This is a genomic window from Streptomyces sp. NPDC003635, from assembly GCF_053587635.1.
Map to the genome: position 1 here is coordinate 189,115 of NZ_JBSFOK010000009.1, position 23,996 is coordinate 213,110.

Annotated in this window: 22 protein-coding genes and 1 tRNA gene; 6 read left to right on the forward strand and 17 right to left on the reverse strand. The window is 71.7% G+C overall.

What is annotated here, in order from left to right; all coding sequences use genetic code 11:
* Positions 1 to 76: 76 nt before the first annotated feature.
* The 16 genes from ACWDRW_RS11995 to galU all read right to left on the reverse strand — a co-directional run bounded on the left by ACWDRW_RS11995 (position 77) and on the right by galU (position 14,825).
* A complete protein-coding gene (locus tag ACWDRW_RS11995; RefSeq protein ID WP_451722361.1) occupies positions 77 to 1,264 on the reverse strand; it encodes a beta-ketoacyl-[acyl-carrier-protein] synthase family protein in 1,188 nt (395 codons plus the stop codon).
* Positions 1,261 to 2,235, reverse strand: a complete 975-nt coding sequence (locus ACWDRW_RS12000; protein ID WP_451722362.1) for an acyl-CoA thioesterase — start codon at positions 2,233 to 2,235, stop codon at positions 1,261 to 1,263. The genes ACWDRW_RS11995 and ACWDRW_RS12000 overlap by 4 nt, the downstream gene beginning before the upstream one ends.
* Before the next feature lies 1 nt (position 2,236).
* Entirely contained in the window at positions 2,237 to 3,034 is a 798-nt protein-coding gene (locus tag ACWDRW_RS12005) for an alpha/beta fold hydrolase (RefSeq protein WP_451722364.1), read from the reverse strand.
* 119 nt (positions 3,035 to 3,153) lie between these two features.
* Positions 3,154 to 4,221 (reverse strand): beta-ketoacyl synthase N-terminal-like domain-containing protein, encoded by a 1,068-nt coding sequence (locus ACWDRW_RS12010; protein ID WP_451722365.1) that lies wholly within the window; start codon positions 4,219 to 4,221, stop codon positions 3,154 to 3,156.
* Complete coding sequence (locus tag ACWDRW_RS12015; RefSeq protein ID WP_451722366.1) at positions 4,218 to 5,399, reverse strand: beta-ketoacyl synthase N-terminal-like domain-containing protein; 1,182 nt, start codon at positions 5,397 to 5,399, stop codon at positions 4,218 to 4,220. The genes ACWDRW_RS12010 and ACWDRW_RS12015 overlap by 4 nt, the downstream gene beginning before the upstream one ends.
* Positions 5,396 to 6,646 carry a beta-ketoacyl-[acyl-carrier-protein] synthase family protein gene (locus ACWDRW_RS12020; RefSeq protein WP_451722368.1) on the reverse strand — a complete coding sequence of 417 codons (1,251 nt, stop codon included), beginning with the start codon at positions 6,644 to 6,646 and terminating at the stop codon, positions 5,396 to 5,398. The genes ACWDRW_RS12015 and ACWDRW_RS12020 overlap by 4 nt, the downstream gene beginning before the upstream one ends.
* Positions 6,647 to 6,680: 34 nt before the next feature.
* On the reverse strand, positions 6,681 to 6,950 hold the full coding sequence (locus ACWDRW_RS12025) for an acyl carrier protein (protein WP_451722369.1): 270 nt from the start codon (positions 6,948 to 6,950) through the stop codon (positions 6,681 to 6,683).
* A 319-nt stretch (positions 6,951 to 7,269) separates the two neighbouring features.
* Positions 7,270 to 8,307, reverse strand: coding sequence for a LuxR C-terminal-related transcriptional regulator (locus ACWDRW_RS12030; protein ID WP_451722371.1), 1,038 nt, complete (start codon positions 8,305 to 8,307; stop codon positions 7,270 to 7,272).
* A 173-nt stretch (positions 8,308 to 8,480) separates the two neighbouring features.
* Positions 8,481 to 8,657: a hypothetical protein gene (locus ACWDRW_RS12035; RefSeq protein ID WP_451722373.1), complete on the reverse strand. Its 177-nt coding sequence runs from the start codon at positions 8,655 to 8,657 to the stop codon at positions 8,481 to 8,483.
* Positions 8,658 to 9,146: 489 nt separating this feature from the next.
* Positions 9,147 to 9,220 (reverse strand) — tRNA-Ala (locus ACWDRW_RS12040).
* Between the two features lie 171 nt (positions 9,221 to 9,391).
* Positions 9,392 to 10,624 (reverse strand): divisome protein SepX/GlpR, encoded by a 1,233-nt coding sequence (sepX, locus tag ACWDRW_RS12045; protein ID WP_451722375.1) that lies wholly within the window; start codon positions 10,622 to 10,624, stop codon positions 9,392 to 9,394.
* Between the two features lie 184 nt (positions 10,625 to 10,808).
* Positions 10,809 to 11,477 (reverse strand): GNAT family N-acetyltransferase, encoded by a 669-nt coding sequence (locus ACWDRW_RS12050; RefSeq protein WP_451722414.1) that lies wholly within the window; start codon positions 11,475 to 11,477, stop codon positions 10,809 to 10,811.
* Positions 11,474 to 11,989, reverse strand: coding sequence for a MogA/MoaB family molybdenum cofactor biosynthesis protein (locus tag ACWDRW_RS12055; protein ID WP_451722377.1), 516 nt, complete (start codon positions 11,987 to 11,989; stop codon positions 11,474 to 11,476). Before ACWDRW_RS12055 ends, ACWDRW_RS12050 begins: the two co-directional genes overlap by 4 nt.
* Positions 11,986 to 12,465, reverse strand: a complete 480-nt coding sequence (moaC, locus tag ACWDRW_RS12060; protein WP_451722379.1) for a cyclic pyranopterin monophosphate synthase MoaC — start codon at positions 12,463 to 12,465, stop codon at positions 11,986 to 11,988. Before moaC ends, ACWDRW_RS12055 begins: the two co-directional genes overlap by 4 nt.
* 129 nt (positions 12,466 to 12,594) lie before the next feature.
* Positions 12,595 to 13,917: a molybdotransferase-like divisome protein Glp gene (glp, locus tag ACWDRW_RS12065; RefSeq protein WP_451722380.1), complete on the reverse strand. Its 1,323-nt coding sequence runs from the start codon at positions 13,915 to 13,917 to the stop codon at positions 12,595 to 12,597.
* Positions 13,918 to 13,922: 5 nt separating this feature from the next.
* A complete protein-coding gene (gene galU / locus ACWDRW_RS12070; protein WP_451722381.1) occupies positions 13,923 to 14,825 on the reverse strand; it encodes a UTP--glucose-1-phosphate uridylyltransferase GalU in 903 nt (300 codons plus the stop codon).
* A 132-nt stretch (positions 14,826 to 14,957) separates the two neighbouring features.
* Here galU and ACWDRW_RS12075 point away from each other — a divergent pair, with 132 nt between their 5' ends.
* Positions 14,958 to 15,539 (forward strand): 5-formyltetrahydrofolate cyclo-ligase, encoded by a 582-nt coding sequence (locus ACWDRW_RS12075; protein ID WP_451722382.1) that lies wholly within the window; start codon positions 14,958 to 14,960, stop codon positions 15,537 to 15,539.
* A 91-nt stretch (positions 15,540 to 15,630) separates the two neighbouring features.
* Here the strand turns inward: ACWDRW_RS12075 and ACWDRW_RS12080 are convergent, their stop codons facing one another.
* On the reverse strand, positions 15,631 to 18,426 hold the full coding sequence (locus ACWDRW_RS12080) for a penicillin acylase family protein (RefSeq protein ID WP_451722383.1): 2,796 nt from the start codon (positions 18,424 to 18,426) through the stop codon (positions 15,631 to 15,633).
* Positions 18,427 to 18,643: 217 nt separating this feature from the next.
* On the opposite strand from ACWDRW_RS12080, the gene ACWDRW_RS12085 reads away from it, so the two are divergent.
* The 5 genes from ACWDRW_RS12085 to ACWDRW_RS12105 all read left to right on the forward strand — a co-directional run bounded on the left by ACWDRW_RS12085 (position 18,644) and on the right by ACWDRW_RS12105 (position 23,904).
* A complete protein-coding gene (locus tag ACWDRW_RS12085) occupies positions 18,644 to 20,239 on the forward strand; it encodes a potassium/proton antiporter (RefSeq protein ID WP_451722384.1) in 1,596 nt (531 codons plus the stop codon).
* A gap of 344 nt (positions 20,240 to 20,583) precedes the next feature.
* Positions 20,584 to 21,876, forward strand: a complete 1,293-nt coding sequence (locus tag ACWDRW_RS12090) for an MFS transporter (RefSeq protein WP_451722385.1) — start codon at positions 20,584 to 20,586, stop codon at positions 21,874 to 21,876.
* Positions 21,877 to 21,943: 67 nt separating this feature from the next.
* Positions 21,944 to 22,252 (forward strand): FmdB family zinc ribbon protein, encoded by a 309-nt coding sequence (locus ACWDRW_RS12095; protein ID WP_451722386.1) that lies wholly within the window; start codon positions 21,944 to 21,946, stop codon positions 22,250 to 22,252.
* A gap of 99 nt (positions 22,253 to 22,351) precedes the next feature.
* Positions 22,352 to 23,185: an S-methyl-5'-thioadenosine phosphorylase gene (locus ACWDRW_RS12100; RefSeq protein ID WP_451722387.1), complete on the forward strand. Its 834-nt coding sequence runs from the start codon at positions 22,352 to 22,354 to the stop codon at positions 23,183 to 23,185.
* Positions 23,186 to 23,337: 152 nt separating this feature from the next.
* Entirely contained in the window at positions 23,338 to 23,904 is a 567-nt protein-coding gene (locus ACWDRW_RS12105; protein WP_451722388.1) for a hypothetical protein, read from the forward strand.
* Positions 23,905 to 23,996 lie beyond the last annotated feature (92 nt).

A 23,996-nucleotide genomic window follows, 5' to 3' on the forward strand; every position in this document is an offset into this window, starting at 1 on the left:
CGTTCCCCGCGTCCCCGTCCGGCGGTTGCCTCCGCCCGACCCCAAGGCACCCGGGCCGACGAGCGCCCCGCCCGCCTCAGGCAGCAGCACCACGCCCATCTCCCGTCACCCCCTCCAGCACGACCGAGGCGTTGTTCCCGCCGAACCCGTAGGCGTTGACCAGCACCCGTCGTGCCCGGGCGGGCAGCGGTACCGGCGTGACCTGCGGCAGCAGGACCTCGCACTCGGGGTCCTGGTCGGTGAGCGGCACGTTCGGCGGGATCTCGCCGTGCCGCAGGATCAGCGCCGCCGCCACCGCGCCGAGCGCGGCCGACGCCCCGCCCGCGTGACCCAGCAGCGCCTTCAGGCTGTACAGCGGCACCCGCGCGGCGCCGGGCCCGAGCACCCGGTGCAGCGCCCGGCTCTCCAGCACGTCGTTGAGCCGCGTCCCGGTGCCGTGCGGAACCACACACCCCACGGACTCCGGCGCCGCGCCCACGGCCTCGCGCATCGCCCGTACGATCTGGTCCCCGTCGGCCTCGGGGGCCGTCGGATGCCCGGCGTCGCAACTCCACGCGACGGCGCCGAGCCGCACGGCACCGCTACCGGCGCGCACTCCACGCGCCCGCGCATGTTCGGCCGACTCCACGATCAGCACGCCCGCGCCCTCGGCGAACACCGTCCCGGCGCGGTCCCGTTCGAAGGGCCGGCAGCGTTCCGCGTCCACCGCGCCGAGCCGGTTGAAGCAGCCGAGCGCGACCCGCGAGTACGCGTCGGAACCCCCGGCGATCACCACGTCCGCCTCGCCCGCCCGCACCAGATCGGCGGCCACGCCCAGGGCGTACGCCCCCGCGGCGCAGGCATTGCCCAGGTCGTGGACGGTGCCGTGGACGCCCAGCTCCCCGGCGAGCGCCGTCGCGAGCCGGAACGGCGGCGCCCAGCCGCCCTCCGGCCCTCGCCCGCGCTCATTGGTTCCCGGCTCACCCATGCAGCTGCCGAGCACCACGGCCGTACGACCGTCGCCGAGCGCCTCGGCGTCCAGCCCCGCGTCGGCGAGCGCCTCCCGTGCGGCGAGCGAGGCGAACCGCGTCGCCCGCTCCGCCGCGAGGTCGGGGTCCGGCACCAGGCTGATCAGGGGCAGCTCCATCCGGGCCAGCGGGTCGGCCGGCCGGTCGGGCAGGCGGACGCCGGCCGCCGTCATGGCGCCCCACAGCGTGTCGGCGCCCGCACCGTGACAGGTGACGGCACCGATCCCGGTGACCAGGACCTCGACCTCGGCACTCATGCCGTCCGGCCCTCCAGGGCCGCGTTCATGCGGTCGTCGAAGGGCACCAGGCTCCAGTCGCGACGGTTCTCGATCACGGCGTACCCGTGGGTGATCCGCCCGGTCGCGGTCTGCACCAGCTCGCCGTCGCGGACGACGTAGGTGTCCATCCGGGAGTCGTAGGTGAAGCCCTTGAAGACGTTCTCGACGGTGAGGACGATGTACAGGTCCTCCTCCATCCGCGCCTCGTCGAGGATCGTGACGCGCGAGTGCGGCACGACCGGGATCCAGTTCTGCTCGTCGAGCAGCGTCTTGATGGAGACCCCGCGGTCGGCGACGAGCCGGTCCTTGGCCTCCTCCATCAGGCGCAGGTAGCCCGACATCTGCTGGCGCTCGGTGAAGTGGCAGTACCAGTAGGGGATACGGAACTTCCAGGCGTACGCGTTGCGCCCGGCCGTCAGCTCCTTGACCAGGTCGTCGGCGGCGAGGTCGGCCTCGACCGGCTCCGGCGTCCAGCCCGGCTTAGCGGCCAGCCTGTCGACGGCGTACGGCGCGAGCGGCGCCGGCACCGGCAGCTCGCCGCCGCCGCGCGGGTCGAGGCGCAGCTGGACGCGGACGGTGGAGGTGACCGCCTTGAGCAGGCTCTCCCGCCGCACGTGGAGGGTGACGGCGAAGACCAGCTCGTCGGCCTTGGCCTTGCGGTGCGGCTTGACCTCCGCGACGGCGGTGTCGTCGATGTGGAAGGCGTGCAGGATGCGGGTGTCGATGTCGACGAGGTCCGTGCACAGTCCGTAGACCTCGTAGATCGTGCCCGGGGCGAGTCCGGCCTGGCGCAGATGGTTCAGAACGGCTTCCTCGACGAGGTAGTTGACGTGCTTGAAGCCGATCCAGGTGCAGATGTTGGAGCCCTCGTAGCGGGGCCGGATCTCCAGGGAACTGGGCTCCTGGAGGGCGAGGACCGCGGCCTCGATGTCAGCGGTGTTCGTGGTCACGTCAACTCCGGTGCGTAGGGATGGTCAGAAGGGAAAGGTCGGAAGGGGCGGGAGGTGCCGCGTCCCGCAGCAGCCCGGCCACCGCCCGGGCGAACCGCTCGGGCTGCTCCGCCATGGCGAAGTGCCCGCAGTCCTCGAGGAGTTCGAGCCGTCCGTCGGGGAGCGCAGCGGCCAGCGCCGCCGCGTCGGCCGGCGGGGCCGCGAAGTCCTCGGCCCCGGCGACGACGAGCACGGGCATCCGCAGCGCGTCGACGTCGAGGAAGGGGCTGCGCAGATAGGCGCCGAAGAACTGCTGCCAGCCGTAGGGCCCGATCCGGTCCCGCACCCGCAGTGCCATCGCGGCCCTGAGCTGCGGGGACAGCCGGTCCCCCGCGCTGATCCGCAGCCCCTCCTCGAGGATGCGGTGGAAGCCGTTGAGGTAGTAGGCGGCGTCGTCCCAGCCGAACTCGCCGGGATCCCGCCGGTGGAAGGGCGCGACGGCGACGACCCCACGGGGCCGCACGTCCCGCCGCACGACGGCTTCGAGAGCGGGTCCGACGGTGAAGGAGTGCGCGACGAGCACGTCCACCCCGCCCGGCACCGAGTCGAGGGCGCGCGCCACATGCCCGGCGGGATCGTCGGAGATGCTCCACTCGGGATCCCCGTCGGCCCCCCAGGGCAGTGCCCCGTCCCACAGCTCGACGCACTCCGGCGCGAGTTCCTCGTACGCCCGCCACACGGCGGTACTCCCGGCCAGCCCGTGCAGCACGAGCATCCGCACGACCGGGGAGCCCGCGCGCGCCTCCCGGCGCAACCGCACGACGGGCTCACGCCGGCCGCCGCCACCGAGCCCACGCTCTCCGCGCGGAGGGCGCGGCGCGCGCCCCTGAGAAGGGCGCGCACCTCGGTCCGAGCGCCCCGCACTCACGTCGTGCGCGCTCATGCCGCACTGCCCGCCACCGCGAGCGCCTCGGGCGCCGCCAGGAGCAGCGCCGCGCCCGCGTCGTCACCGCCGGCGTCACCCGTGCCCGCGCTGACGAGGACGGTGGCCTCAGGGTCCCCGGCGTTCCCGCTCGCGCGCTCCAGCCATACGGCCGCGGCGGCGCACTGGAGGACTCCGAGTGCCCCGGACGCCGGGCCGTACAGCGCGGAGAGATCGTGGACCGGAACCGACCCGGCGGCCGCCCCGAGCGCGGGCGCGGGGGCCCGCACGCCGGTGGGATGTTCCGGCACGCACCACAGCCCCACCGGCCCGGGCCGCAGCGCACGGACCTCAGCGACCGCCTCGGCGTGCGCGCCCCGGCGTGCGTACGGCCCGAGCGCCGCCAGCGCACGCACCCCGCGCGCACGGGCCGACGCGGGCGACTCGACGACCAGGGCGACCGCCCCGTCGAAGAGCTCCGGCGCCCCTTCGGCGTCGGAACCCTCCGGCTCCGGCGTCTCCGTGACATGCCGCACGGCCGCGTTGTCCGGCTCGACCCCGACGACGAGCACCCGCTCCACCCGCCCGGCGGCGACCAGCAGCCGGGCCCAGTTCACGGCGTCCAGACCGGAGGTCGGCCCGTTGCACAGGGTCAGGTTCGCGCCCCGCAGCCCGTGGGTGATGGCCACCCAGGAAGCGACGACATTGCTGGACGTGGCCGGCAGCATCATCGGACTCGTGCCCAGATACGTCGACTCGGCGATCGTCTGCACGGTCTCGCAGACGGTGTCGCAGTTGCCGTAGTTGGTGCTGGCGACGACCCCGACGCTCTCGCCCGGGACCGTCAGCTCCCCCGCGCCGTCGAGCAGCCCGGCCGCCTCCAGCGCGTCCCGCGCGGCGGCCATGGCGAGCTTGGTGGCCCGGTCCTTGTAGCGCAGCCCGCGCCCGGTGAGCCGGGAGACCGGATCGTCCGCGGCCCGGTGCCCCGCGGGCAGCGGCCCGAGCAGCCCGGCAGGCCCGTCGAGCCCGCGTACGGCCGTACCCAGCCCGGTGATCACGACCTGCGCCCTGCGTGCGGCAGTCAACTCCCCGCTCCTTCCCCTGCGGACGACTCCGGTACGGCCTCCACCACGGCGACCGCGTTGAGCCCGCCGAAGCCGAACGAGTCGACCTGCGCGATCCGCAGCGGCCCGTCCGCCCGCTCGGCGGCACCCCGCACCAGCCGGAACCCGGCCACGGCGTCCACCGGATCGTCGAGATACACGGTCGGCGGCACGACCCCGCCGCGCAGCACGTCCACCGCCGCGACCAGACTGTGCAGCCCGGACGCCCCCGCGGTGTGCCCGGTCATCGACTTGATCGCCGTCATGTACGGCGACGGGTCGACCCCCGCGAACACCGCGCCGAGCGCCGTGGACTCGGCCTCGTCGTTCAGCGGCGTACCCGTGCCGTGCAGCATCACGAGGTCGATGTCGGCCGGCCGTACACCCGCCCGCGCGTGCGCCTCGTGCACGGCCGCGGTGATGTTCTTCGCGTCCGGCGCGGAGGGGTGATGGGCGTCGCAGTTGACCGCGACACCGCGCACGCGGGCGTGCGCGCGCGCCCCGGGGCCCGCCCCGTCGCTCTCCCGCCGCAGCACCACGGCCACCGCGCCCTCGCCCTGGAGCATCCCGCGCCGGGCCCGGTCGAAGGGCCGTACCCGGTCGGGCGCTTCGGGATAGCAGCGGTCCAGCAGCCCGTACGTGCTCTCGCTGATGGTGTCGACCCCGGCGACGACGACGGTGTCCGCCACCCCCAGTTCCAGCAGATCAGTGGCGAGCGCCAGCGTGTACAGCGAGGCCGAACAGGCGTTGGCCACGGTGTGCGTGTCCGCGGCCCCGAACCGGCGCCGCAGCATGGTGCCGAAGTGCAGGTCGGCCGCGTCGAAGGGCACCTTGTCCCGCCAGGACAGCTCCACCGAGCGCAGTTCGCGCAGGGTGGTGCCGACCAGCACGGGCACCCCGGTCAGATCGTCCCCGAGCCCGGCGTCCGCGGCGGCCGCCGCGACGGCCTGCTCCAGCCAACGGGTCGCCCGCAGCGGCTCGTCCACGCCCGGCGCGGGCCGGTCGTCGATCTCGTACGCCACCTGCGCCCGGAACTTCTCCCGGTCGTACCCGCGCAGGGGCGCGAGCCCGCTGCGGCCGGCGACCAGCGAGTCGAAGATCTCCTCGACGCTGCCGCCGATGCTGGCGACGGCGCCCATCCCGGTCACGATCCAGCTCATGCCGCACCCACCGCTTCACCCCGGTACGCCCCGAGGATCAGCACGGCGTTGTTGCCGCCGAAGGCGAGCGCGTTGTTCTGCACGACGTTCAGCTCGGCCTCGACCGCCTCGTTGGGCACGCAGTCGACCCCGCACTCCGGGTCGGTCTCCCGGTGGTTGACGGTCGGCGGGATGAACCCCTCGGTCAGCGCGAGCGCGCAGGCCGCGGCGGCGACCGCGCTGGCGGCGCCCATGCTGTGACCGATCATCGACTTGATGGAGACGGTGCGCGGCATGGCGTCCGCGCCGAAGACCTGGCGGATGGCGCCCGCCTCGGTGATGTCGTTGGCCTTCGTCCCGGTGCCGTGCGCGGAGACGAAGTCGACCTGGTCCGGGGTGACGCCCGCGTTGCGGTGCGCGATCCGGATCGTCCGGGCGATGCTGTCCCGGTCCGGGGCCACGGGATGCAGGGCGTCGCAGGCGAGCCCGTACCCCAGCACCTCGGCGTAGATCCGGGCCCCCCGGGCCAGCGCGGACTCCAGGCTCTCCATGAGGAGGATGCCCGCGCCCTCGCCGGTGAGGATGCCCTCACGGTCCTTGTCGAAGGGCCGGCACACCTCGGGAGCGATGGTGCCGAGCCGGTAGAACCCGGTGAAGGTCTTGCGGCAGGCGGCGTCCGCGCCGCCGCACAGGGCGACGTCGACGTCCCCGCTGCGGATGGCGTCGTAGCCGTAGCCGACGGCGTAGTTGCCGGCCGCGCACGCGGTCGGCAGGGTGACCGCCTCCACGTCCTCCAGTTCCAGTTCGCGCACGATCCCGGCGGAGAGCCGACCGGCGGGGATGCGCCGGGCGACGGTCGGCTCGTACTCCTCGGGCCCGCTGTCCAGGCTCGCGGCGACGAGCTGGTCGAGGTCGCGGGACTCGCCGTCCGTGGTGCCGACGGACACCAGGGATCGGCGGGCCCGTACGTCCGCGACGCTCAGACCCGCGTCCTCGACCGCCATCCTGGCGGCCGCCACGGAGAACTGGCTCGCCCGGCCCAGCTCCTCGGGGGACTGCCGGGTGACCCAGTGCTCCGGCTCGAAGTCGGTGACCTCGCAGCCGTTGGCGTGGGCGAAGCCGGTCGTGTCGAACGCGGTGATCGGCTTGACGCCGCTGCGTCCTGTCCGGAGGCCGGCGGTGAAGGCCTCCACACCGATGCCGATGCTGGTGACCACGCCGAGTCCGGTGATGACCACCCGGCGCCCTGTGTTGCTCGAAGCGTTCATCGAAGCTCACCCATCTGACGGTCGGGACGGCAGATCAGCTCTGGGCGGCCTCGGCGACCACGATGTAGACGCCCTCGAGGTTGACCATGCGGCTGAGCTCGGCCTGGTCGATGGTGACGTTCTGGGTGCGCTCCAGCGCGGCGAGGATCTCGATGGCACGCAGCGAGTCCGCGTCGTGCTCCTCCTTGAAGAGGCTGGTCTCGGTGACCTCGTCCTCGTCGATCTCGAGGATGTCGCAGACGATCTCCTTGATCTCCTGCTTGCGGGCCTCGTCCAGCACGGTGGTCACGTTCGCGTTGGGCATCTCGACTCCAATGAGGATCGGTAACGGAGTCCGGGACACAGCCCCCGTCCTCCAAGCGTTGCCCCGAGCCTGGAATCAACCGCTATACGAGGCCTATACGAGGCCCACCGCCCCACAACGCGAGCCCGCGCGGCCGTGCCCCCGCGCCCACCACCGAATCCAACGGGCGTCACAGAAGGGACGGTTCATCGACTGCCTACGGCACCGGATCGCCGCAGGGAGCCTTCACCGCCGCACGCCCGAACCGCCGCACGCCCCAACCGGCTTACCCCCCAGCCGGCTTACGCCCAAGCCGCCGTACGCCAACGCAGCCGTACCGCTAGACGGCCGTGCGACTCTCCGGCTCCACGCCGTCCGCCCCCGCGAGCCACCCCAACTGCGCGGCCCGCAACCCCGCCTGAAACCGACTCCGCGCCCCCAGCCGCCCCATCAGCTCCGCGGTGATCCGGCGCCCGGTCCGCACGGAAACCCCCAGCTTCCGCGCCACCACCTCGTCCGTGAGCCCTTCCCCGAGCAGCCGCAACACGGCCTGCTCCTGCCCGGACAGCTCCTCGTCCCCCCGCTCCCGAGGCTGCGGCCGCCCCCCGCTGAAGGCCAGCGCGTTCTCCCACACCCGCTCGAACAGCTCACCCAGAATCGCGATGATCCCCTGCCCGTGCAGCACCAACGCCCCCGCCGCCGACGCGTCGGGATCGATCGGCAACACCGCGTGCGTCCGGTCGAACAACAACATCCGCGACGGCAACGAAGCGGTCGTCCGCACCTGATCCCCGTGCGAGTGCAACCACCGCAGATGTTCAACCGTCGCCGGGTCGTTATAAACGCTGTCCAGATAAATACTGCGCATCACCACGCCGCGCCGCGCCAGCTTCTCGCACAACGGCCGGCTGGCCTCCCGGCTGGCCTCGGTCTGCGGACCCCCCGTGGCGAAGGCGAGCAACTCTGTTTCACATTCCTGGGTGAATTCCTCGATGCGCGTACGTATCTCGTCGATTCCGATGAGCCGTTCGATGACGGTACTGCGCTGCCGTTGCTGCGCCGCGGTGTACTCGTCGATGAACCGCGCCACTTCGATGCGCGCCTCGGCAATCCGCTTCTGCCGTTCCAGGAATTCGTTCTCCTGTCGGGTGAGCAGTGCCTGGAGGCCGATCTCCGGGCTCACGACGCGCAGTTCGCCGGGCGCGTCCCAGGACGGCTTGATGAGCGCGAGTCGTACACATTCGTCGAGCGCCGACCTGACCAGCTCGGGCTGCCACCCGAGGGTCGTCACGAGATCGTCGACGCTGAAATCAGGCCGTTTGAGCATGGCCCGGTAGACCTCGGCCGCGTGGGCCCCCAACCCCAGCGGTTCCAGCACGCATGCCCCCTCGCCTCGGTGTCGCCCCCGTAAGGTCTCGGCCAATTATGTGGATGGGGAAACGGTTCCGCAACGAATATGTGATCGAACCGGGCAGTAACAAAGGGCCCATCCCGAAGGATGGGCCCTTTTAAGACATCTTTGGCCGAAACTCGACTCGGCCGATCAGGAAATCAGCCCCAAATGGGGTCTCCCGCTTCCCCTGCGGGCGCCGCCCCCCAGATCGGGTCTCCGTACTTCTCGGTCGTGGAGACACCGCTCTCGGTCACGGCCGACGAGCTGCCCGCACCGACACCGGCGAGGACCAGACCCAGAGCGACGACCGCGGCGCGCAGCAGATTCTTGCCCATGAAAAGAATTCCCCCTCGGAATTATGAATTCCTGAACCATCCGAACGATTCCCCGGTCCGGCTCCCCTCGCCGCCCGGTGATTGAATTCTTGCTGAGCGGCCCCACGGATCACCAGCGAAAAGGAATGCAGGGACCTGCGCTGGCAGGGTGCTGACAGCGGAACTGGATCACCCGCTTTCCCCCCGCCCCACCCCGGCAGGCCCTCTCCACCCACCTGAGCTGCACGACCGCCCCGGCCCCACTCCCCAGGACCGCGCCCCCGCGCCGAACGCCCCCCGCGCCCCGCGCCCACCCCCGCCTCCCGGGAGCCCGCCCCGGGCGGGGGGTGCAGCATGATGCCATCCCCGCACACGACATCTGGAGGTCCGGCGGGAGGCCTGGCACACACCTGACACGGCCTCAGTCCGGACAAAAAAAGATCCCGCCCGATCTACCGATCGGACGGGATCTCATCAACTGCCCTGATTCCTCAGGAGCAGTTGTTGCGGTGGACCTGAGGGGATTTGAACCCCTGGCCCCCTCGATGCGAACGAGGTGCGCTACCGGACTGCGCCACAGGCCCTTGCAACGAGTGAAACTCTAGCATCCCGATCCGCCCGCTTGGAAATCCGTTCCGCACAGAGCCCTGGCCGGTGACCGGCGCGGACGCGCGACCGCCCACGACGAGTGACCCGCGTGGAGGCCGACCGGCACCCCTGGACGGCCCACGGCGGACGCGCGCCGCGAGCCTGACCTATTCGTTGGCCGCCCGCGGCCGCCCGCCGTCCTCGTACTGGTCGAACAACGGCGTGCGTCCGCGCTCACGCGCCCGCCGGGCGGACGCGGCCCGGCGGGCGTCACTGCGCCCGCCGCCGTCGGCCCTCTCCTCACCGTCGGCGGCCTCCGCCTGCTCGGCCGCCCCCGCGCGGGGCTCCGCCGCCTCCCGCTCCGGCGCGGCCGCACTGGACCGCGCCGAGCTCCAGGCGTCCGGCGCCCCGAGGTCCACGTCGGCGGTGGCCCGCGGCGCGACCGGGGCGGTCACGTACGTCGGCAACGGCACGGGCACCGGATCCCAGCTCTCGCCCTGCCCCGGCCTGCGCTGCCGCTCCCGCTGCTGGTCGACCCACTCGGCGTGATCGGTCTGCTCCACGAGCGCCCGCCGGTCCGCGGCGAGCGCCGACAGGCCGGGGTCGGACTGCGGTCCGGAGGCTTCGTCCGGCTCCTCTGCGTCCGCGCCGACGTCGGCGTCCGCCCGCCGACGCGGCTGGCGCGCACGCTCCCTGAGCCGTTGCGCGGCGGCTTCCGCGCGCCGGCGGTCCATCTGGTACGCGAAGCGGCGGCGCTCCTGGGAGCGCAGGTAGGCGATGTATCCGCTGAGCAGCACGGCGGGCACGCCGGGCGCCCAGAGGAACGCGAGCCCTCCGACGGCCGCGACGATCGCGCCGAGTGTGAAGGCGAGGAAGAGCATCACCGTGGTGCGCCGGCGGCGCGCGAGCACCTTCGTGCGCCGGGCGCGTGCCGCGGCCGCCTCCGCGCTGGGCGAGGGAGCCGTGCGGCGTGCGGCGGGCACCGATTTCTGCGCCGCCTTCGCCTTCTGTGACTTGCGCGCCGGGGCGGGGCCGGGTTCGGGCTCCGCCGCGGAGGCGTGCGCGCGAGGGGGCTCGGACCGCTCCTGCTCCTGCGTGCGCGCCTGAACCACCGCCTGCGGGCGCGTCGGAGGCATGGCGAAGGCCCGGACGTCCACCGATGCGGTGACGCCGTCCGGGTCGTCGGCGCTGGGCTCCCCCTCGTCGGCGGAGCGCGCGCGCAGGTCCTTGGCGTACCGACGCTCCATCCCGGCCCGTCCGGACAGCAACCGGATGGCTGTGCTGAAGCGTTCCGTCGGACGGGCCTCGTTCAGCTCGTCCTGCCTACGGAGCCACATCGGCACCAAGTAGGCGGCCCAGGCCCCGACAATGACTGCGTAGATGAGGCCGCTGCTGCTCACGCCTCACACGGTAGAGGGGTTTGTGTGAGGCCATCCGCCAATTGAGCCGGTGTGTCGCACGATCTGGCTGATATTTCGAAATTTTTTTGTGACCGATGCGATCAGCAGGCCACAGAGGCGGCGAATTCAGCGCTCCAAGACGGTCACGAGCCGATCATTATCGAACACTTATTCAATTTCCCCGCTACCCGGGATTCCCTGGGGTGTTGTGCGCGTTGCGCGGACCGTCGTGCGTCCTGCCCTGGGATCGTGCCCGGTGCCAGCGGCTCAGCAACCCGTCGTGCGCCTCTTCCGCGGTGAGCGCGAACACGAGGTGGTCCCGCCAGGCCCCGTCGATGTGGAGATAACGGGGCCGCAGCCCCTCCTCCCGGAATCCGAGTTTCTCCACCACCCGGCGGCTCGGCCCGTTCTCCGGACGAATGCATACCTCGACGCGGTGCAGTCCGACGGTCCGGAAACAGTGGTCCACGACGAGCGCCACCGCCGTCGGCATCACCCCGCGGCCCGCCACCGCCTCGTCGACCCAGTAGCCGACATGCCCCGAGCACATCGAGCCCCAGGTGATGCCCGCGACCGTCAGCTGTCCGACGAGCCGCCCCTGGTACTCGATGACGAACGGCAGCATGCGGCCGGAGTTCGCCTCGGAGCGCAGGTGGCGGACCATCTGGCGGTAGGTCGGCCGGTGCGCGATCGGCCCGCTGGGGGTGGGCGGCGGAATGGTCGCCTCCCAGGGGCGCAGCCAGTCCCGGTTGCGCCGGTTGACCTCGCGCCACGCCCGTTGGTCACGCAGCTTTATCGGCCGGAGGACGACATCGCCGTCCGCCAGTACGACGGGCCAGGACGGGCTGTTCAGCTCGCACCCCCACTGCCGGCGCCGGGTCTGGGGTGATCGCCGCCGCGGATCTGGTCCACGGCGTGCGCCAGCAGGGGCTCCAGGACGGCGAGCCCGTCCTTCACCCCGCCGGTGGAACCCGGCAGATTGACGATCAGCGTGCCGCCCGCCACCCCGGCGAGGCCCCGCGAGAGCGCGGCGGTCGGCACCTTCTCCCGCCCGAACGCCCGAATGGCCTCCGCGATGCCCGGCACCTCGTAGTCGATCACCCTGCGGGTCGCCTCAGGGGTGCGGTCGGTGGGCGAGACGCCGGTGCCGCCGGTGGTGACGACGACGTCGTACCCGGCGTCCACGGCGGCCCGCAGCGCGGCCTCGACCGGGTCGCCGTCCGGCACGACCTGCGGCCCCTCGACGGCGAAGCCGAAGCCCTTGAGCCCCTCGGCGATCAGCGGGCCGCCCTTGTCCTCGTAGACCCCGGCGGAGGCGCGGTTGGAGGCGGTCACGACCAGCGCGCGGCGCGTCCCGGCGGTCACGCCCGGCTCCAGTCGCCCGACTTGCCGCCCGTCTTCTCCTCCACGCGTACGTCCGTGATGACCGCTCCCTTGTCGACCGCCTTGACCATGTCGATCACGGTGAGCGCGGCGACGGAGACCGCGGTGAGGGCCTCCATCTCGACGCCCGTGCGGTCCGTGGTCTTCACGGTGGCCCGGATCTCCACGGCGTCGTCCGCGACCGACAGATCCAGTTTCACACCCGACACCGACAACGGGTGGCACAGCGGGATCAGGTCCGGGGTGCGCTTGGCGCCCATGATCCCGGCGATCCGGGCGGTGGCCAGCGCGTCGCCCTTGGGCACACCCTCGCCCCGCAGCAACTCGATCACCCGGGGCGAGACCAGGACGCGCCCGCTCGCGCGGGCGGTGCGCGCGGTCACGTCCTTCTCCGATACGTCGACCATGCGGGCGGCACCCGCGTCGTCGATGTGCGTCAGTCGGTCCTGCGTACTCATGCTGTGTGGCGCTCCCGGTCCGGGCCCCGTGCGGTGCGGCGCTGGGCCTGCTGTGCGCGACACGGTACCGCCAAGTCGGCGCGCGCACCGGAGCAGGACCGGCCCGCGGACCGGCACGCGCGCGTGGGCTCAGCCGAGCAGCACGACCTCGACCTCGGCGCCCGGCTCGACGGACTCCGTGTCCTCGGGGACGACGATCAGCGCGTCGGCGTGCGCGAGGGCGGCGACCAGGTGCGATCCGGCGCCGCCGACCGGGGTGACGGCGCCGTCGGCGTACAGCCCGCGCAGGAACTGCCTGCGCCCCTTGGGCGAGGTCAGCGCCTTGTCCGCGGTGAGGGTCGCGGTCGTGCGCGGCCGGTGCACGTCCTCGAGCCCCATGAGGGTGCGGATGGCCGGTCGCACGAACAGCTCGAAGGAGACGTACGACGAGACCGGGTTGCCGGGGAGGGCCAGCAGCGGGGTGTGGTCGGGCCCGATGGATCCGAAGCCCTGGGGCTTGCCGGGCTGCATGGCGAGCTTGCGGAACTCGATGCCGCTGCCCGCCTCGTCCTCGTCGCCGACGGACTCGAGCGCCTCCTTGACGACGTCGTACGCCCCGACGCTCACACCGCCGGTGGTGACCATGAGGTCGGCGCGCACCAGCTGGTCCTCGATGGTGGAGCGCAGCGTCTCGGCTTCGTCGGCGACGGCGCCCACGCGGTAGGCGATGGCGCCGGCGTCCCGCGCGGCCGCCGTGAGGGCGAAGCTGTTGGAGTCGTAGATCTGGCCGCTGCGCAATTCCTCGTCGGGCTGGACGAGTTCGCTGCCGGTGGACATCACGACCACGCGCGGGCGCGGGCGGACGCGGACCGTCCCGCGGCCGATCGCGGCGAGCAGGGCGATCTGCGGCGGGCCGAGGACGGTCCCGGCCTCCAGGGCGCGGTCGCCGGCCTTCACGTCGCTGCCCGTCGCGCGCACGTGCGCGCGCGCCTCGGCGGGCCGGTACACGTGCACCTGCCCAAAGGCGCCCTCGGGCGCGAGGCTGCGCGCGCGCATCCCGGCGACGGGGCCCTCGCCGAGTCCCCCGTCGGTCCATTCGACGGGTACGACGGTCTCGGCGCCGGGCGGCAGCGGGGCACCGGTCATGATGCGGGCGGCCTGGCCGGGGCCCACCTGAAGCAGCTCCGCCTGGCCCGCCGCGACGTCCCCGACGACCTCCAGGACCGCCGGGAACTCCTCGCTCGCGCCCGCGACATCGGCGACCCGTACCGCGTACCCGTCCATCGAGCTGTTGTCGAACGGCGGCAGGGAGACCGGCACCGTGACGTCGTCGACCAGGACGCAGCCCTGGGCGTCGAGCAGTTGCAGCTCGATGGGTTCGAGGGGGCGGACGGTCGCGAGGATGTCCTCCAGGTGTTCGTCCACCGACCAGAGGTGGTCCTGGCCGGTGGTGCGGGGCGCGGCGCTGCTCAAAGTGGCTACATCTCCTCGGCTACGTAACTGCGAAGCCAGGTCCGGAAGTCCGGGCCCAGGTCTTCACGTTCGCATGCGAGTCTGACAATGGCACGCAGGTAGTCGCCACGGTCGCCGGTGTCATAGCGGCGGCCCTTGAAGACGACGCCGTGCACCGGGCCGCCGACCTTCTCGTCCGCGGCGAGCTGCTGGAGGGCGTCGGTGAGCTGGATCTCGCCGCCGCGACCGGGCTCGGTCTTGCGCAGTATGTCGAAGATGTGCGGGTCGAGGACGTAGCGGCCGATGATCGCGTAGTTCGACGGGGCGTCGGCGGCGTCGGGCTTCTCGACCAGGCCGGTCACCTTGACGACATCGCCGTCCTCGGTGGCCTCGACCGCCGCGCAGCCGTAGAGGTGGATCTGCTCGGGAGCGACCTCCATGAGCGCGATGACGCTGCCGCCGTGCTGCTCCTGGACCTCGACCATGTGCTTGAGGAGCGGGTCGCGCGGGTCGATGAGGTCGTCGCCGAGGAGGACGGCGAAGGGCTCGTGACCGACGTGCGGGGCCGCGCACAGCACCGCGTGACCGAGGCCCTTGGGGTCGCCCTGGCGCACGTAGTGCATGGTGGCGAGGTCGCTGGACTCCTGCACCTTGGCGAGCCGTTCGGCGTCGCCCTTCTTCTCGAGCGCGGATTCGAGCTCGTAGTTGCGGTCGAAGTGGTCCTCGAGGGGGCGCTTGTTACGGCCCGTGATCATGAGGACGTCGTCGAGGCCCGCGGACACGGCCTCCTCGACCACGTACTGGATCGCCGGCTTGTCGACGACCGGCAGCATCTCCTTGGGAGTGGCTTTGGTGGCCGGCAGGAACCGGGTGCCGAGGCCTGCTGCGGGAATGACAGCCTTGCTGATCCGAGGGTGCGACTGAGTCATGCCCGCAACCTTATCCGGTGCCTTTGTAGGGAATCTGTGGCTCCGGTTAATTGGCTCTCATATGAGCGTATTGAAAGGGTACGGGTACGACCAGTGGGACACATCGGACGTCCGGCCGAGCCTGACAAGCGAATGTTGCGGCGAGAGTTCCTCTCGGTGAGAAGCAGGTTGACGGCCGATGACGTGCGGGAGGCATCGCTCGCGCTCGCGGCGCGCGCGCTCGACCTGCCCGAGCTGGCGCGTGCGCGCACGGTGGCAGCGTACGTCTCGGTGGGGAGCGAACCGGGCACGCTCGCGCTGCTGGAGGCGCTGCGCACGCGGGGCGTGCACGTCCTGCTCCCCGCGCTCCTGCCCGACAACGACCTCGACTGGGGCGCGTACACCGGCGAGGACTCCCTCGCGCGGGTTCAACACGGCGGCAAAATGGCCCTCTTCGAGCCGGCCGGCGAACGCCTCGGCCCGGACGCGGTGACCACGGCGGACGTCGTGCTGCTGCCCGGCCTCGCGGTCGACGCGCGCGGCATGCGGCTGGGGCGCGGCGGGGGCTCGTACGACCGCGTGCTCGCGCGCCTGGAGCGCGCGGACGCCCGTCCGGCCCTGGTGGTGCTGCTCTACGACACGGAGGTCGTCGCGCGCGTCCCGGCGGAGGCGCACGACCGACCGGTGCACGCGGTGGTGACGCCGTCGGGCGTACGACGCCTGCCCGCGACCTGAGCCGTCCTCGCCGCCGCTCCCCCGCACGAACGAAGGGGCCCTCCACACCCGCGTGGAGGGCCCCTTGACGCTGTTGGTCGCCGTCAGTGGCTCACGGTTTGAGCACCAACGTGTCGCTCGTGCTCTTCTCTACCGCGTTCTTGGAGAAGGACCAGTCCAGCAACTCGCCGTCGGCCCACTTGTCCGTCTGGTCGGTGTAGTGGGCGTTGTAGGCGTGCCCGGAGGCGCCGGTGAGGTTGATCCACTTCGACTTGTCGAGGTCGCCGAGGTTGACCACCATCCGCATCGACGGCACCCAGATGACGCCGTAGCCTCCGGCGGCGTTCCAGCCGGTGGCGTTGACCGTCGCCTCGCCGCCGCTGAGCCTCCAGGGGCCGCGGTTGAGGACGTACTGCAGGAAACCGGGACCGTCGGTGCCGAGGGTCTGGTTCTTCAGGAACAGGCGGTGCAGCCGGCCCCAGCTCCAGGTGTCGATGTCCTTGCCGAGCTTGGCGGTCAGCTCCCAGCGGGCGTCGATCATGGCCCGCTCGAACAGCTCGTCACGGTTGTCTGCCGCGGGGCGGGTGCCCGACTTGGGCGTCTTCCACCAGTCGCTGTCCTCGTCGTCCATGAGGCCCCGCACGACCTCGAACCAGCGGTCGCCGCCGTCCGGCTGGGCCTGGTCGGCGTCGCGCTGACCGCACTCGCGGACCTTCTCGGTCTCGTCCGCGGGCCCGGTGGTGTTCACCGGGTCGACCCACAGGCACTGGCCCTTGACCCGCAGCTCCTTGGGCAGCTTGTTGCCGAAGGAGAGCTTGAGGATGTTGCGCCAGACCGAGTTGAAGTAGGCGGCGGCCGCCGAGTCGGCGTCCTGGGTGTAGTCCCAGCCCTCCAGGAGCTTCTGGGCCTCGCGGACGTGCTTGTCGTCGATGTCGATCTTCAGCAGCTTCGGCACCAGCAGCTTGGCGATCTCGCTGCTGTTGTCCAGCTGCATCTGGCGCATGTCGTCGGTGGAGATCTTGCCGCCGTCGTCGATCTTCGACCTGATCAGGTCGGTGATGCGCTGGCTGCGCGTGCCGTAGCCCCAGTCCTCGGTGAGCGTGTAGGGGTACTTGTCCTTGTCGATCACGGCCTGGTTGGCGGTGACGATGTACCCGCGCGCGGGGTCGAACTCGGAGGGCAGCTCGTCCTGCGGGATGTAGCCGGTCCAGCGGTACTTGGAGGCCCAGCCGGGCTGCGGGATCGTGCCGTCGACGCCCTCCGCGCGCGTGGGGATCTTTCCGGGCAGGGTGTAGCCGATGTGGCCCTCGGTGTCGGCGTAGACCAGGTTCTGCGAGGGCACGTCGAACAGGGCGGCGGCGGAGCGGAAGTCGTCCCAGTTCGCGGCCTTGTTCATGGCGAAGACGGCGTCCATGGAGGTGCCCGCGTCCAGGGCGGTCCAGCGCAGGGAGATGCCGTAGCCGTCGCCGCGGTCGGGCGCGGAGGCGTCGACCTCGGCCTTCTTGCCGACCTTCACCAGCTCGTCGCTGCGGTCGGAGAGCAGCGGGCCGTTGTTCGTCTCGCGGACGACGATCTTCTTGGACTCGCCGCCGGCGACCTGGATGGTCTCCTCGCGCGTGGTGAACGGCTTGACCTTGCCGTCGTACAGGTAGCCGTCGCCGGTGAGCTTCTCCAGGTAGAGGTCCGTGACGTCGACGCCGGAGTTGGTCATGCCCCAGGAGATGTTCTTGTTGTGACCGATGATCACACCGGGCATACCGGCGAACGTGTAGCCCGAGACGTCGTACTGGCACTTGTCGGAGAGGCTGCGGCAGTGCAGGCCCATCTGGTACCAGACGGACGGCAGCGACGCCGACAGGTGCGGGTCGTTGGCCAGCAGGGGCCGGCCGGTGATGGTGTGGTCGCCGGACACGACCCAGGAGTTGGAGCCGATGCCGTTGCCGTTCACGCCGACGGCCGTCGGCAGGTCCTCCAGGACGCCGTAGAGGCCGGAGAGCTGGCTCTGCAGGCCCGTGGTGCCACTCGTGCCCGTGGAGGTGCCCCCGGCGGACGTACCGGCCGTGGAGGTGCCGCCGGTGGAGGTGCCGCCGGTGGAGGTTCCGTTCGTGGAGGTTCCGTCGCCCTGCTCGTACGTCCCTGTCAGCTCGTCGTACTGCCCCTCCTGGACGATCGCCTTGTTGCGGTCGTAGGGGTACTGCGGGTAGAGGTCCTCGATCTGCTTCGGGCCCAGGCGGCTGGTCATCAGCGCCCGGTCGATCTCGTCCTCCATGTTGCCGCGCAGGTCCCAGGCCATCGCCTTCAGCCACGAGACGGAGTCGACCGGGGTCCACTCCGCGGGCTTGTAGTCGTTGACGAAGCCGAGGGCGGTGTACTCCAGCGAGAGCTCCTCGCCCTCCTTGCCCTGCAGGTAGGCGTTGACCCCCTTCGCGTAGGCCTGGAGGTACGACTTGGTGGCGTCCGACAGCTTGCTGTCGTACTCCTCCTTCGCGATCCGGTCCCAGCCCAGGGTGCGCAGGAACTCGTCGTTGTCGACCTGGCTCTCGCCGAACATCTCCGACAGGCGCCCGGAGGTCATGTGACGGCGCACGTCCATCTCGTAGAACCGGTCCTGCGCCTGGACGTAGCCCTGCGCCATGAACAGGTCCTCGTCGGACGAGGCGTAGATCTGCGGGATGCCGTAGCCGTCCCGCTTCACGTCGACCGGACCCGACAGGCCGTCCAGCGTGATCGAGCCCTTGGTCTGCGGGAACGAGGCGCGCACGGTACTGATGGACCAGTACGCCCCGTACGCGACGCCTCCGATCATGGCCAGCACGAGGACGAGGACGATCAGACGGGCTCTGCGCCCCTTCTTCCTGCCGGACTTGCGGGGCTGCTGACCCGTAGAGGCGGTGGTGTTGGGGGGCATCGCTGTCCTTGCTGTCCTAACGCGAGCGGCAGGCGGGGCTGTGACTTTGAATGAGCGCTGGAGCAACCATAGGCGCAGGGCCCCGTGCCACTTGACGCGGAGTGGGGAACCAGCGCGCACGAGCGTTCGATCATGCCCGGCGAAGCGTCAAGAAATCGTCAAGAGTTAGGTAAGGTAACGAAGTAGTTGGGTGCGGAGTTCTGCCACTTCGTGTCCTATGTACGTGACTCACGCGCGCGTGCCCGTGAGCCAGGGAAGGGAACGGCCGCTGTCTGTCCACGACCTCAACCAGCTCCTGCTCGTCTGCTCGCTCGTCCTGCTCGTCGCCGTCGCAGCGGTCCGGATCTCCTCGCGCAGCGGGCTCCCCAGCCTGCTCGTGTACCTGGGCATCGGCGTCCTCATGGGACAGGACGGCATTGGCGACATCAAGTTCGACAATGCCGAGCTGACGCAGGTCATCGGGTACGCGGCCCTGGTCGTGATCCTCGCCGAGGGTGGTCTGGGCACCAAGTGGACAGAGATCAAACCGGCCCTTCCTTCCGCCACAGCGCTGGCGCTCGTGGGCGTCGCGGTGAGCGTGGGCGTCACCGCGACCGCCGCGCACTACCTGACCGGCCTCGAATGGCGTCAGGCGCTCATCATCGGAGCCGTCGTCTCCTCGACGGACGCGGCCGCGGTCTTCTCCGTGTTGCGGAAGATCCCTCTCCCCGCGCGCGTGACGGGCACCTTGGAGGCGGAGTCCGGCTTCAACGACGCACCCGTGGTCATCCTCGTCGTCGCCTTCTCGCACGCCGGTCCCATCGAGCACTGGTACGTGCTGGTCGGCGAGATAGTGCTGGAGCTCGCCATCGGCGCCGCCATCGGCATCACGGTGGGCCTGCTCGGCTCCTGGGGCCTCAGGCACGTCGCGCTGCCCGCCTCCGGCCTCTACCCGATCGCCGTGATGGCGATCGCCGTCGTGGCGTACGCGGCGGGCGCCATCGCCCACGGCAGCGGTTTCCTCGCGGTCTACCTCGCCTCGATGGTGATGGGCAACGCGCGGCTGCCCCACTGGCCGGCCACGCGCGGGTTCGCCGACGGCCTCGGCTGGCTGGCCCAGATCGGCATGTTCGTCCTGCTCGGGCTCCTGGTCACCCCGCACGAGCTGGGTGACGACATCCTGCCCGCGCTCCTCATCGGCCTGGTGCTGACGATGATCGCGCGCCCGCTCAGCGTCACGCTCTGCCTCACCCCGTTCCGGGTGCCGTGGCAGGAGCAGGCGCTGATGTCCTGGGCCGGCCTGCGTGGCGCGGTCCCCATCATCCTGGCGACGATCCCGATGGTCGGCGGGGTCGAGGACAGCCGCCGCATCTTCAACGTCGTCTTCGTCCTGGTCGTCGTCTACACCCTCGTCCAGGGCCCGACCCTGCCCTGGCTCGCCCGCAAGCTGCGGCTGGGCGAGGACGCGGAGGCCGCCGCCGACCTCGGCATCGAGTCGGCCCCGCTGGAGCGGTTGCGGGGGCACCTGCTGTCGGTGGTGATCCCCGCGGGCTCGAAGATGCACGGCGTCGAGATCAACGAGCTGCGCCTGCCCTCCGGCGCCGCCGTCACCCTGGTCGTGCGGGAGGGCACATCGTTCGTGCCGCTGCCGACGACGGTGCTGCGACGCGGGGACGAGCTGCTCGTGGTCGCCACCGATCCGGTGCGGGACGCCGCCGAGCGGCGGCTGCGGGCCGTGGGGCGCGGGGGCAAGCTGGCCGGGTGGCTGGGGGCGGACGCGGACCCGCGCGGCGAAGGCAGGAACAGGGGCGGGAGCCCGGGCGGGCGGCGCTGACCGGGGGTGTGCACGGCGCGTCCTCGGTGGTGCACGGCTCGCACCGGGGCGCACCCGACCGTTAAGGGCGTGTTTCGCACTGTTCACGCCCCCTTCATTCACAGGCACCCCGCCGCGATGGTGCTCGTTTTCACAGGTGCACATGCCCTTGATCCCTGTACGATGAAGGCGCACCTTGATCGAACCAACTCTGCCTGACGCAGAGCTGGCGCGACCGTATGGCGGCCGCGACGCCCTCCACAGTGGGCGCCGGTATCTACCGCAGTTCCGCGCAAGAGGACAGCTCTCGGCGCCGCCCACCATCTGCCGGGGCCGCGCTACCAGGCGGCAGAAAGGCACGGGCCGTGGAATCCACGGTCACCACCGAGCCGTCGACCACCCCGTCGGCCTCCTCCCGCCCGGGATACGGACAGCTGCTGCGCACCCGCGGCGCCTGGACGTTCCTGCTCCCCGGCTTCGCGGCGCGTCAGCCGTTCGCGATGCTCACGATCTCCATCGTGCTGCTCGTGCAGCACACCACCGGCTCGTACGGCGCCGCGGGCGCCGCGGCGGCCGTCACCGGCGTCTCCATGGCGCTGTTCGCGCCCTACAGCGGGCGCCTCGCCGACCGGTACGGGCAGCGCGCCGTCCTGATCCCCGGTGTGCTGGTGCACACGCTGGCGGGTCTGACGCTGACGGCGCTCGCCCTCGCCGACGCGCCCTTGTGGGCGCTGTTCGTGGCGGCCGTGCCCACGGGCGCCTCGGTTCCGCAGGTCGGCCCGATGGTCCGCGCCCGCTGGGGCGTGAAGCTCCAGAACTCACCCCTGATGACCACCGCCGCGGCCTTCGAGTCCGTCACCGACGAGCTGACCTTCGTCGTCGGCCCGCTGCTCGCCACCGCGCTGTGCACGGCCGTCGACCCGGCCGCCGGCCTGGTCACGGAGGCCGCGCTGACGCTGGTCGGCGGTCTGCTGTTCGCCGCGCAGAAGAGCACGCAGCCCTCCGTCGCCGTCGACGGCCACGCACGCGTGAAGCACGCTTCCGCGCTGCGCGTCCCCGGCGTGCGCGTGCTGATCGTGACGTTCCTCGGCATCGGCTCCGTCTTCGGCGGCATGCAGGTGTCGCTGGCGGCGTTCACCGAGTCGATCGGCGAACCCGGTCTCAACGGCGTCCTCTACGGCGTCTTCGCCGCCGGCAACATGATCTCCGGCATCGCCTGCGGCGCCATCGCGTGGAAGATCGCCCCGCAGCAGCGCCTCGTCGTCGGCTACGCCGCGCTCGCGCTGGCCGCGTCCGGACTGTGGGCCGCGCACTCGGTGCTGGTCCTGGCGGGCCTCGGCCTCCTCGTCGGCATGTGCATCGCCCCCGCCCTGATCACCGGCTACACGCTGGTGGAGGGCCTGGTCCCGGCCGGGGCGCGCACCGAGGCCTTCACCTGGCTGACCGGCGCGGTGGCGCTCGGCCAGGCGGCCGCCGTCACGGTCGCCGGACAGCTGGAGGACCGCTTCTGGGACGGTGCCGGATTCCTGGTGCCGATGGGCGGCACGCTGCTCGCCCTCGCCACGCTCCTGGCGCTGCGTTCGCGGCTGGCGGCGCGCCCCCGCAGCCGTACCGTCGCACGTGGCGTCGGTCACCGCACGCCGGTGACGGTGGACTGATCCCGAGGAATACGTCACTATGGACCGTCGTTAGCACTCATTGAGTGAGAGTGCCAGGAGGAAGACAGTGCCGACCTACCAGTACCAGTGCACCGAGTGCGGCGAGGGCCTCGAGGCGGTGCAGAAGTTCACCGACGACGCCCTGACCGAGTGCCCCAACTGCGGTGGCCGCCTGAAGAAGGTGTTCTCCGCCGTAGGCATCGTCTTCAAGGGCTCCGGCTTCTACCGCAATGACAGCCGCGGCTCCTCGTCGAGCAGCTCGCCGGCGTCGTCGTCGAAGTCGTCGACGTCCTCCACGACGTCCTCCTCCTCGTCGTCCTCGGACTCGAAGCCGTCGAGCTCGGGCACCTCGACCAGCAGCAGCTCCGCCGCGTAGCACTTCGCTTCCGGGACCCCGCCGTCGCAGGACGGCGGGGTTCTCGACGTTTCCCGCAGCCCCTCTCTGCGGCGATGGGCCGCCAGTTAGGGTGACCGCATGGCGAACGCAGAGATCGGTGTAATCGGCGGCTCCGGGTTCTACTCGTTCCTCGACGACGTGACCGAGATCCAGGTGGCCACCCCGTACGGCCCGCCCAGCGACTCCCTCTTCCTGGGCGAGATCGCCGGCCGCCGGGTCGCCTTCCTGCCCCGGCACGGACGGGGCCACCATCTGCCGCCGCACCGGATCAACTACCGGGCCAATCTGTGGGCGCTGCGTTCGGTGGGGGTGCGCCAGGTCCTCGGCCCGTGCGCGGTCGGCGGCCTGCGGGCCGAGTACGGGCCGGGCACGCTCCTCGTGCCCGATCAGCTGGTCGACCGTACGAAGTCCCGCGCGGGCACGTACTTCGACGGGACGCCCCTGCCCGGCGGCGCCGTGCCCAACGTGGTGCACGTGTCGCTGGCCGACCCCTACTGCCCGGCCGGCCGGGCCGCCGCGCTGAAGGCGGCGCGCGGCCAGGACTGGGAGCCCGTGGACGGCGGCACGCTGGTCGTGATCGAGGGGCCGCGCTTCTCCACCCGTGCCGAATCGTTGTGGCACCAGTCGCAGGGCTGGTCCGTGGTGGGCATGACCGGTCACCCCGAGGCGGCGCTCGCCCGCGAACTCGAGCTCTGCTACACGTCGATGACCCTGGTCACCGACCTGGACGCGGGCGCCGAGACCGGCGAGGGCGTCTCCCACGACGAGGTGCTGCGGGTGTTCGCGGCGAACGTGGACCGGCTGCGGGGCGTGCTGTTCGACGCCGTGGCGGCGCTGCCCTCGACCGAGGAGCGGGACTGCCTGTGCGCCTCCGCGCTCGGCGGGATGGACCCGGGATTCGAGCTTCCGTAGGGCGCCAGGACCGGAGCGGACGGCGGAACCTCCCCTTCGGGTGAGGGAGTTGTCCACAACCCCTCGGCCGTCCACCGGCCTCAACGGGCGTCGGCGCGAAGCCTCATCGTGGGCCTCGCAAGCCGTTCCCTCGTGGCAGGTGGTGGCACCCCATGTCCTTCGGTCCGTCCCCTACTCCCTCTTCCTTCTCCTCCGCGTCCGCCTCTCTCCTCCCCCCGCGCCCGCTCGGCACCGACGCTCCCCCGACCTGCGAGGTGCCGCACTTCGCTCCGGTGCGGGTGCGCGGCGAACGGTTCCGGCCGCGCCGGCTCGTACGGCACCGACGGCGGGCCGTGGCCGCGGGACTCGCGGTCACGGCGGCCGCGCTCGTGGCGGCGGGCCCCCGGGACACCGACCGGGCGCGTGGACGTCCCCCGGCGGAGCACGTACGCGAGCGGCGCGCCGTCGAGATGGTGACGGCGCCGGTGCGGATCGCCGACGGGGCGACGGTACGGCTCTTGCGGCCCGGCGACCGGGTCGACGTCGTCGCGGCCGAGGAGACGGCCACGGGCGGCGACGCTCAGGTGGTCGCCCGCGGCGTGCGGGTGACGAAGGTGCCCGAGGCGCTGGGCGACGCGGTCGACAGTGGCGCGCTCGTCGTGCTCGCTGTGCCGCGCTCCACCGCGGCTCGTCTCGTGGGCGCGAGCGCGACGGCACGACTGGCGGTGACGCTGTGCTGAACCGTGTGTTGCGTCTTATGCGTGACTGGGTGTCAAGACGCTCTTTCGAGCTACCGGATTGGACAGAATGGCCCAGCGCTGACGTAGGTTGC

What these genes read in the sequence shown, in the direction of transcription:
- ACWDRW_RS11995 (WP_451722361.1), bottom strand. Translation starts at nt 1,264, where the DNA reads ATGAGTGCCGAGGTCGAGGTCCTGGTCACCGGGATCGGTGCCGTCACC.
- ACWDRW_RS12015 (WP_451722366.1), bottom strand. Translation starts at nt 5,399, where the DNA reads ATGAGCTGGATCGTGACCGGGATGGGCGCCGTCGCCAGCATCGGCGGC.
- ACWDRW_RS12020 (WP_451722368.1), bottom strand. Translation starts at nt 6,646, where the DNA reads ATGAACGCTTCGAGCAACACAGGGCGCCGGGTGGTCATCACCGGACTC.
- ACWDRW_RS12025 (WP_451722369.1), bottom strand. Translation starts at nt 6,950, where the DNA reads ATGCCCAACGCGAACGTGACCACCGTGCTGGACGAGGCCCGCAAGCAG.
- ACWDRW_RS12035 (WP_451722373.1), bottom strand. Translation starts at nt 8,657, where the DNA reads ATGGGCAAGAATCTGCTGCGCGCCGCGGTCGTCGCTCTGGGTCTGGTC.
- moaC (WP_451722379.1), bottom strand. Translation starts at nt 12,465, where the DNA reads ATGAGTACGCAGGACCGACTGACGCACATCGACGACGCGGGTGCCGCC.
- galU (WP_451722381.1), bottom strand. Translation starts at nt 14,825, where the DNA reads ATGACTCAGTCGCACCCTCGGATCAGCAAGGCTGTCATTCCCGCAGCA.
- ACWDRW_RS12075 (WP_451722382.1), top strand. Translation starts at nt 14,958, where the DNA reads ATGTTGCGGCGAGAGTTCCTCTCGGTGAGAAGCAGGTTGACGGCCGAT.
- ACWDRW_RS12080 (WP_451722383.1), bottom strand. Translation starts at nt 18,426, where the DNA reads ATGCCCCCCAACACCACCGCCTCTACGGGTCAGCAGCCCCGCAAGTCC.
- ACWDRW_RS12085 (WP_451722384.1), top strand. Translation starts at nt 18,644, where the DNA reads ATGTACGTGACTCACGCGCGCGTGCCCGTGAGCCAGGGAAGGGAACGG.
- ACWDRW_RS12100 (WP_451722387.1), top strand. Translation starts at nt 22,352, where the DNA reads ATGGCGAACGCAGAGATCGGTGTAATCGGCGGCTCCGGGTTCTACTCG.
- ACWDRW_RS12105 (WP_451722388.1), top strand. Translation starts at nt 23,338, where the DNA reads ATGTCCTTCGGTCCGTCCCCTACTCCCTCTTCCTTCTCCTCCGCGTCC.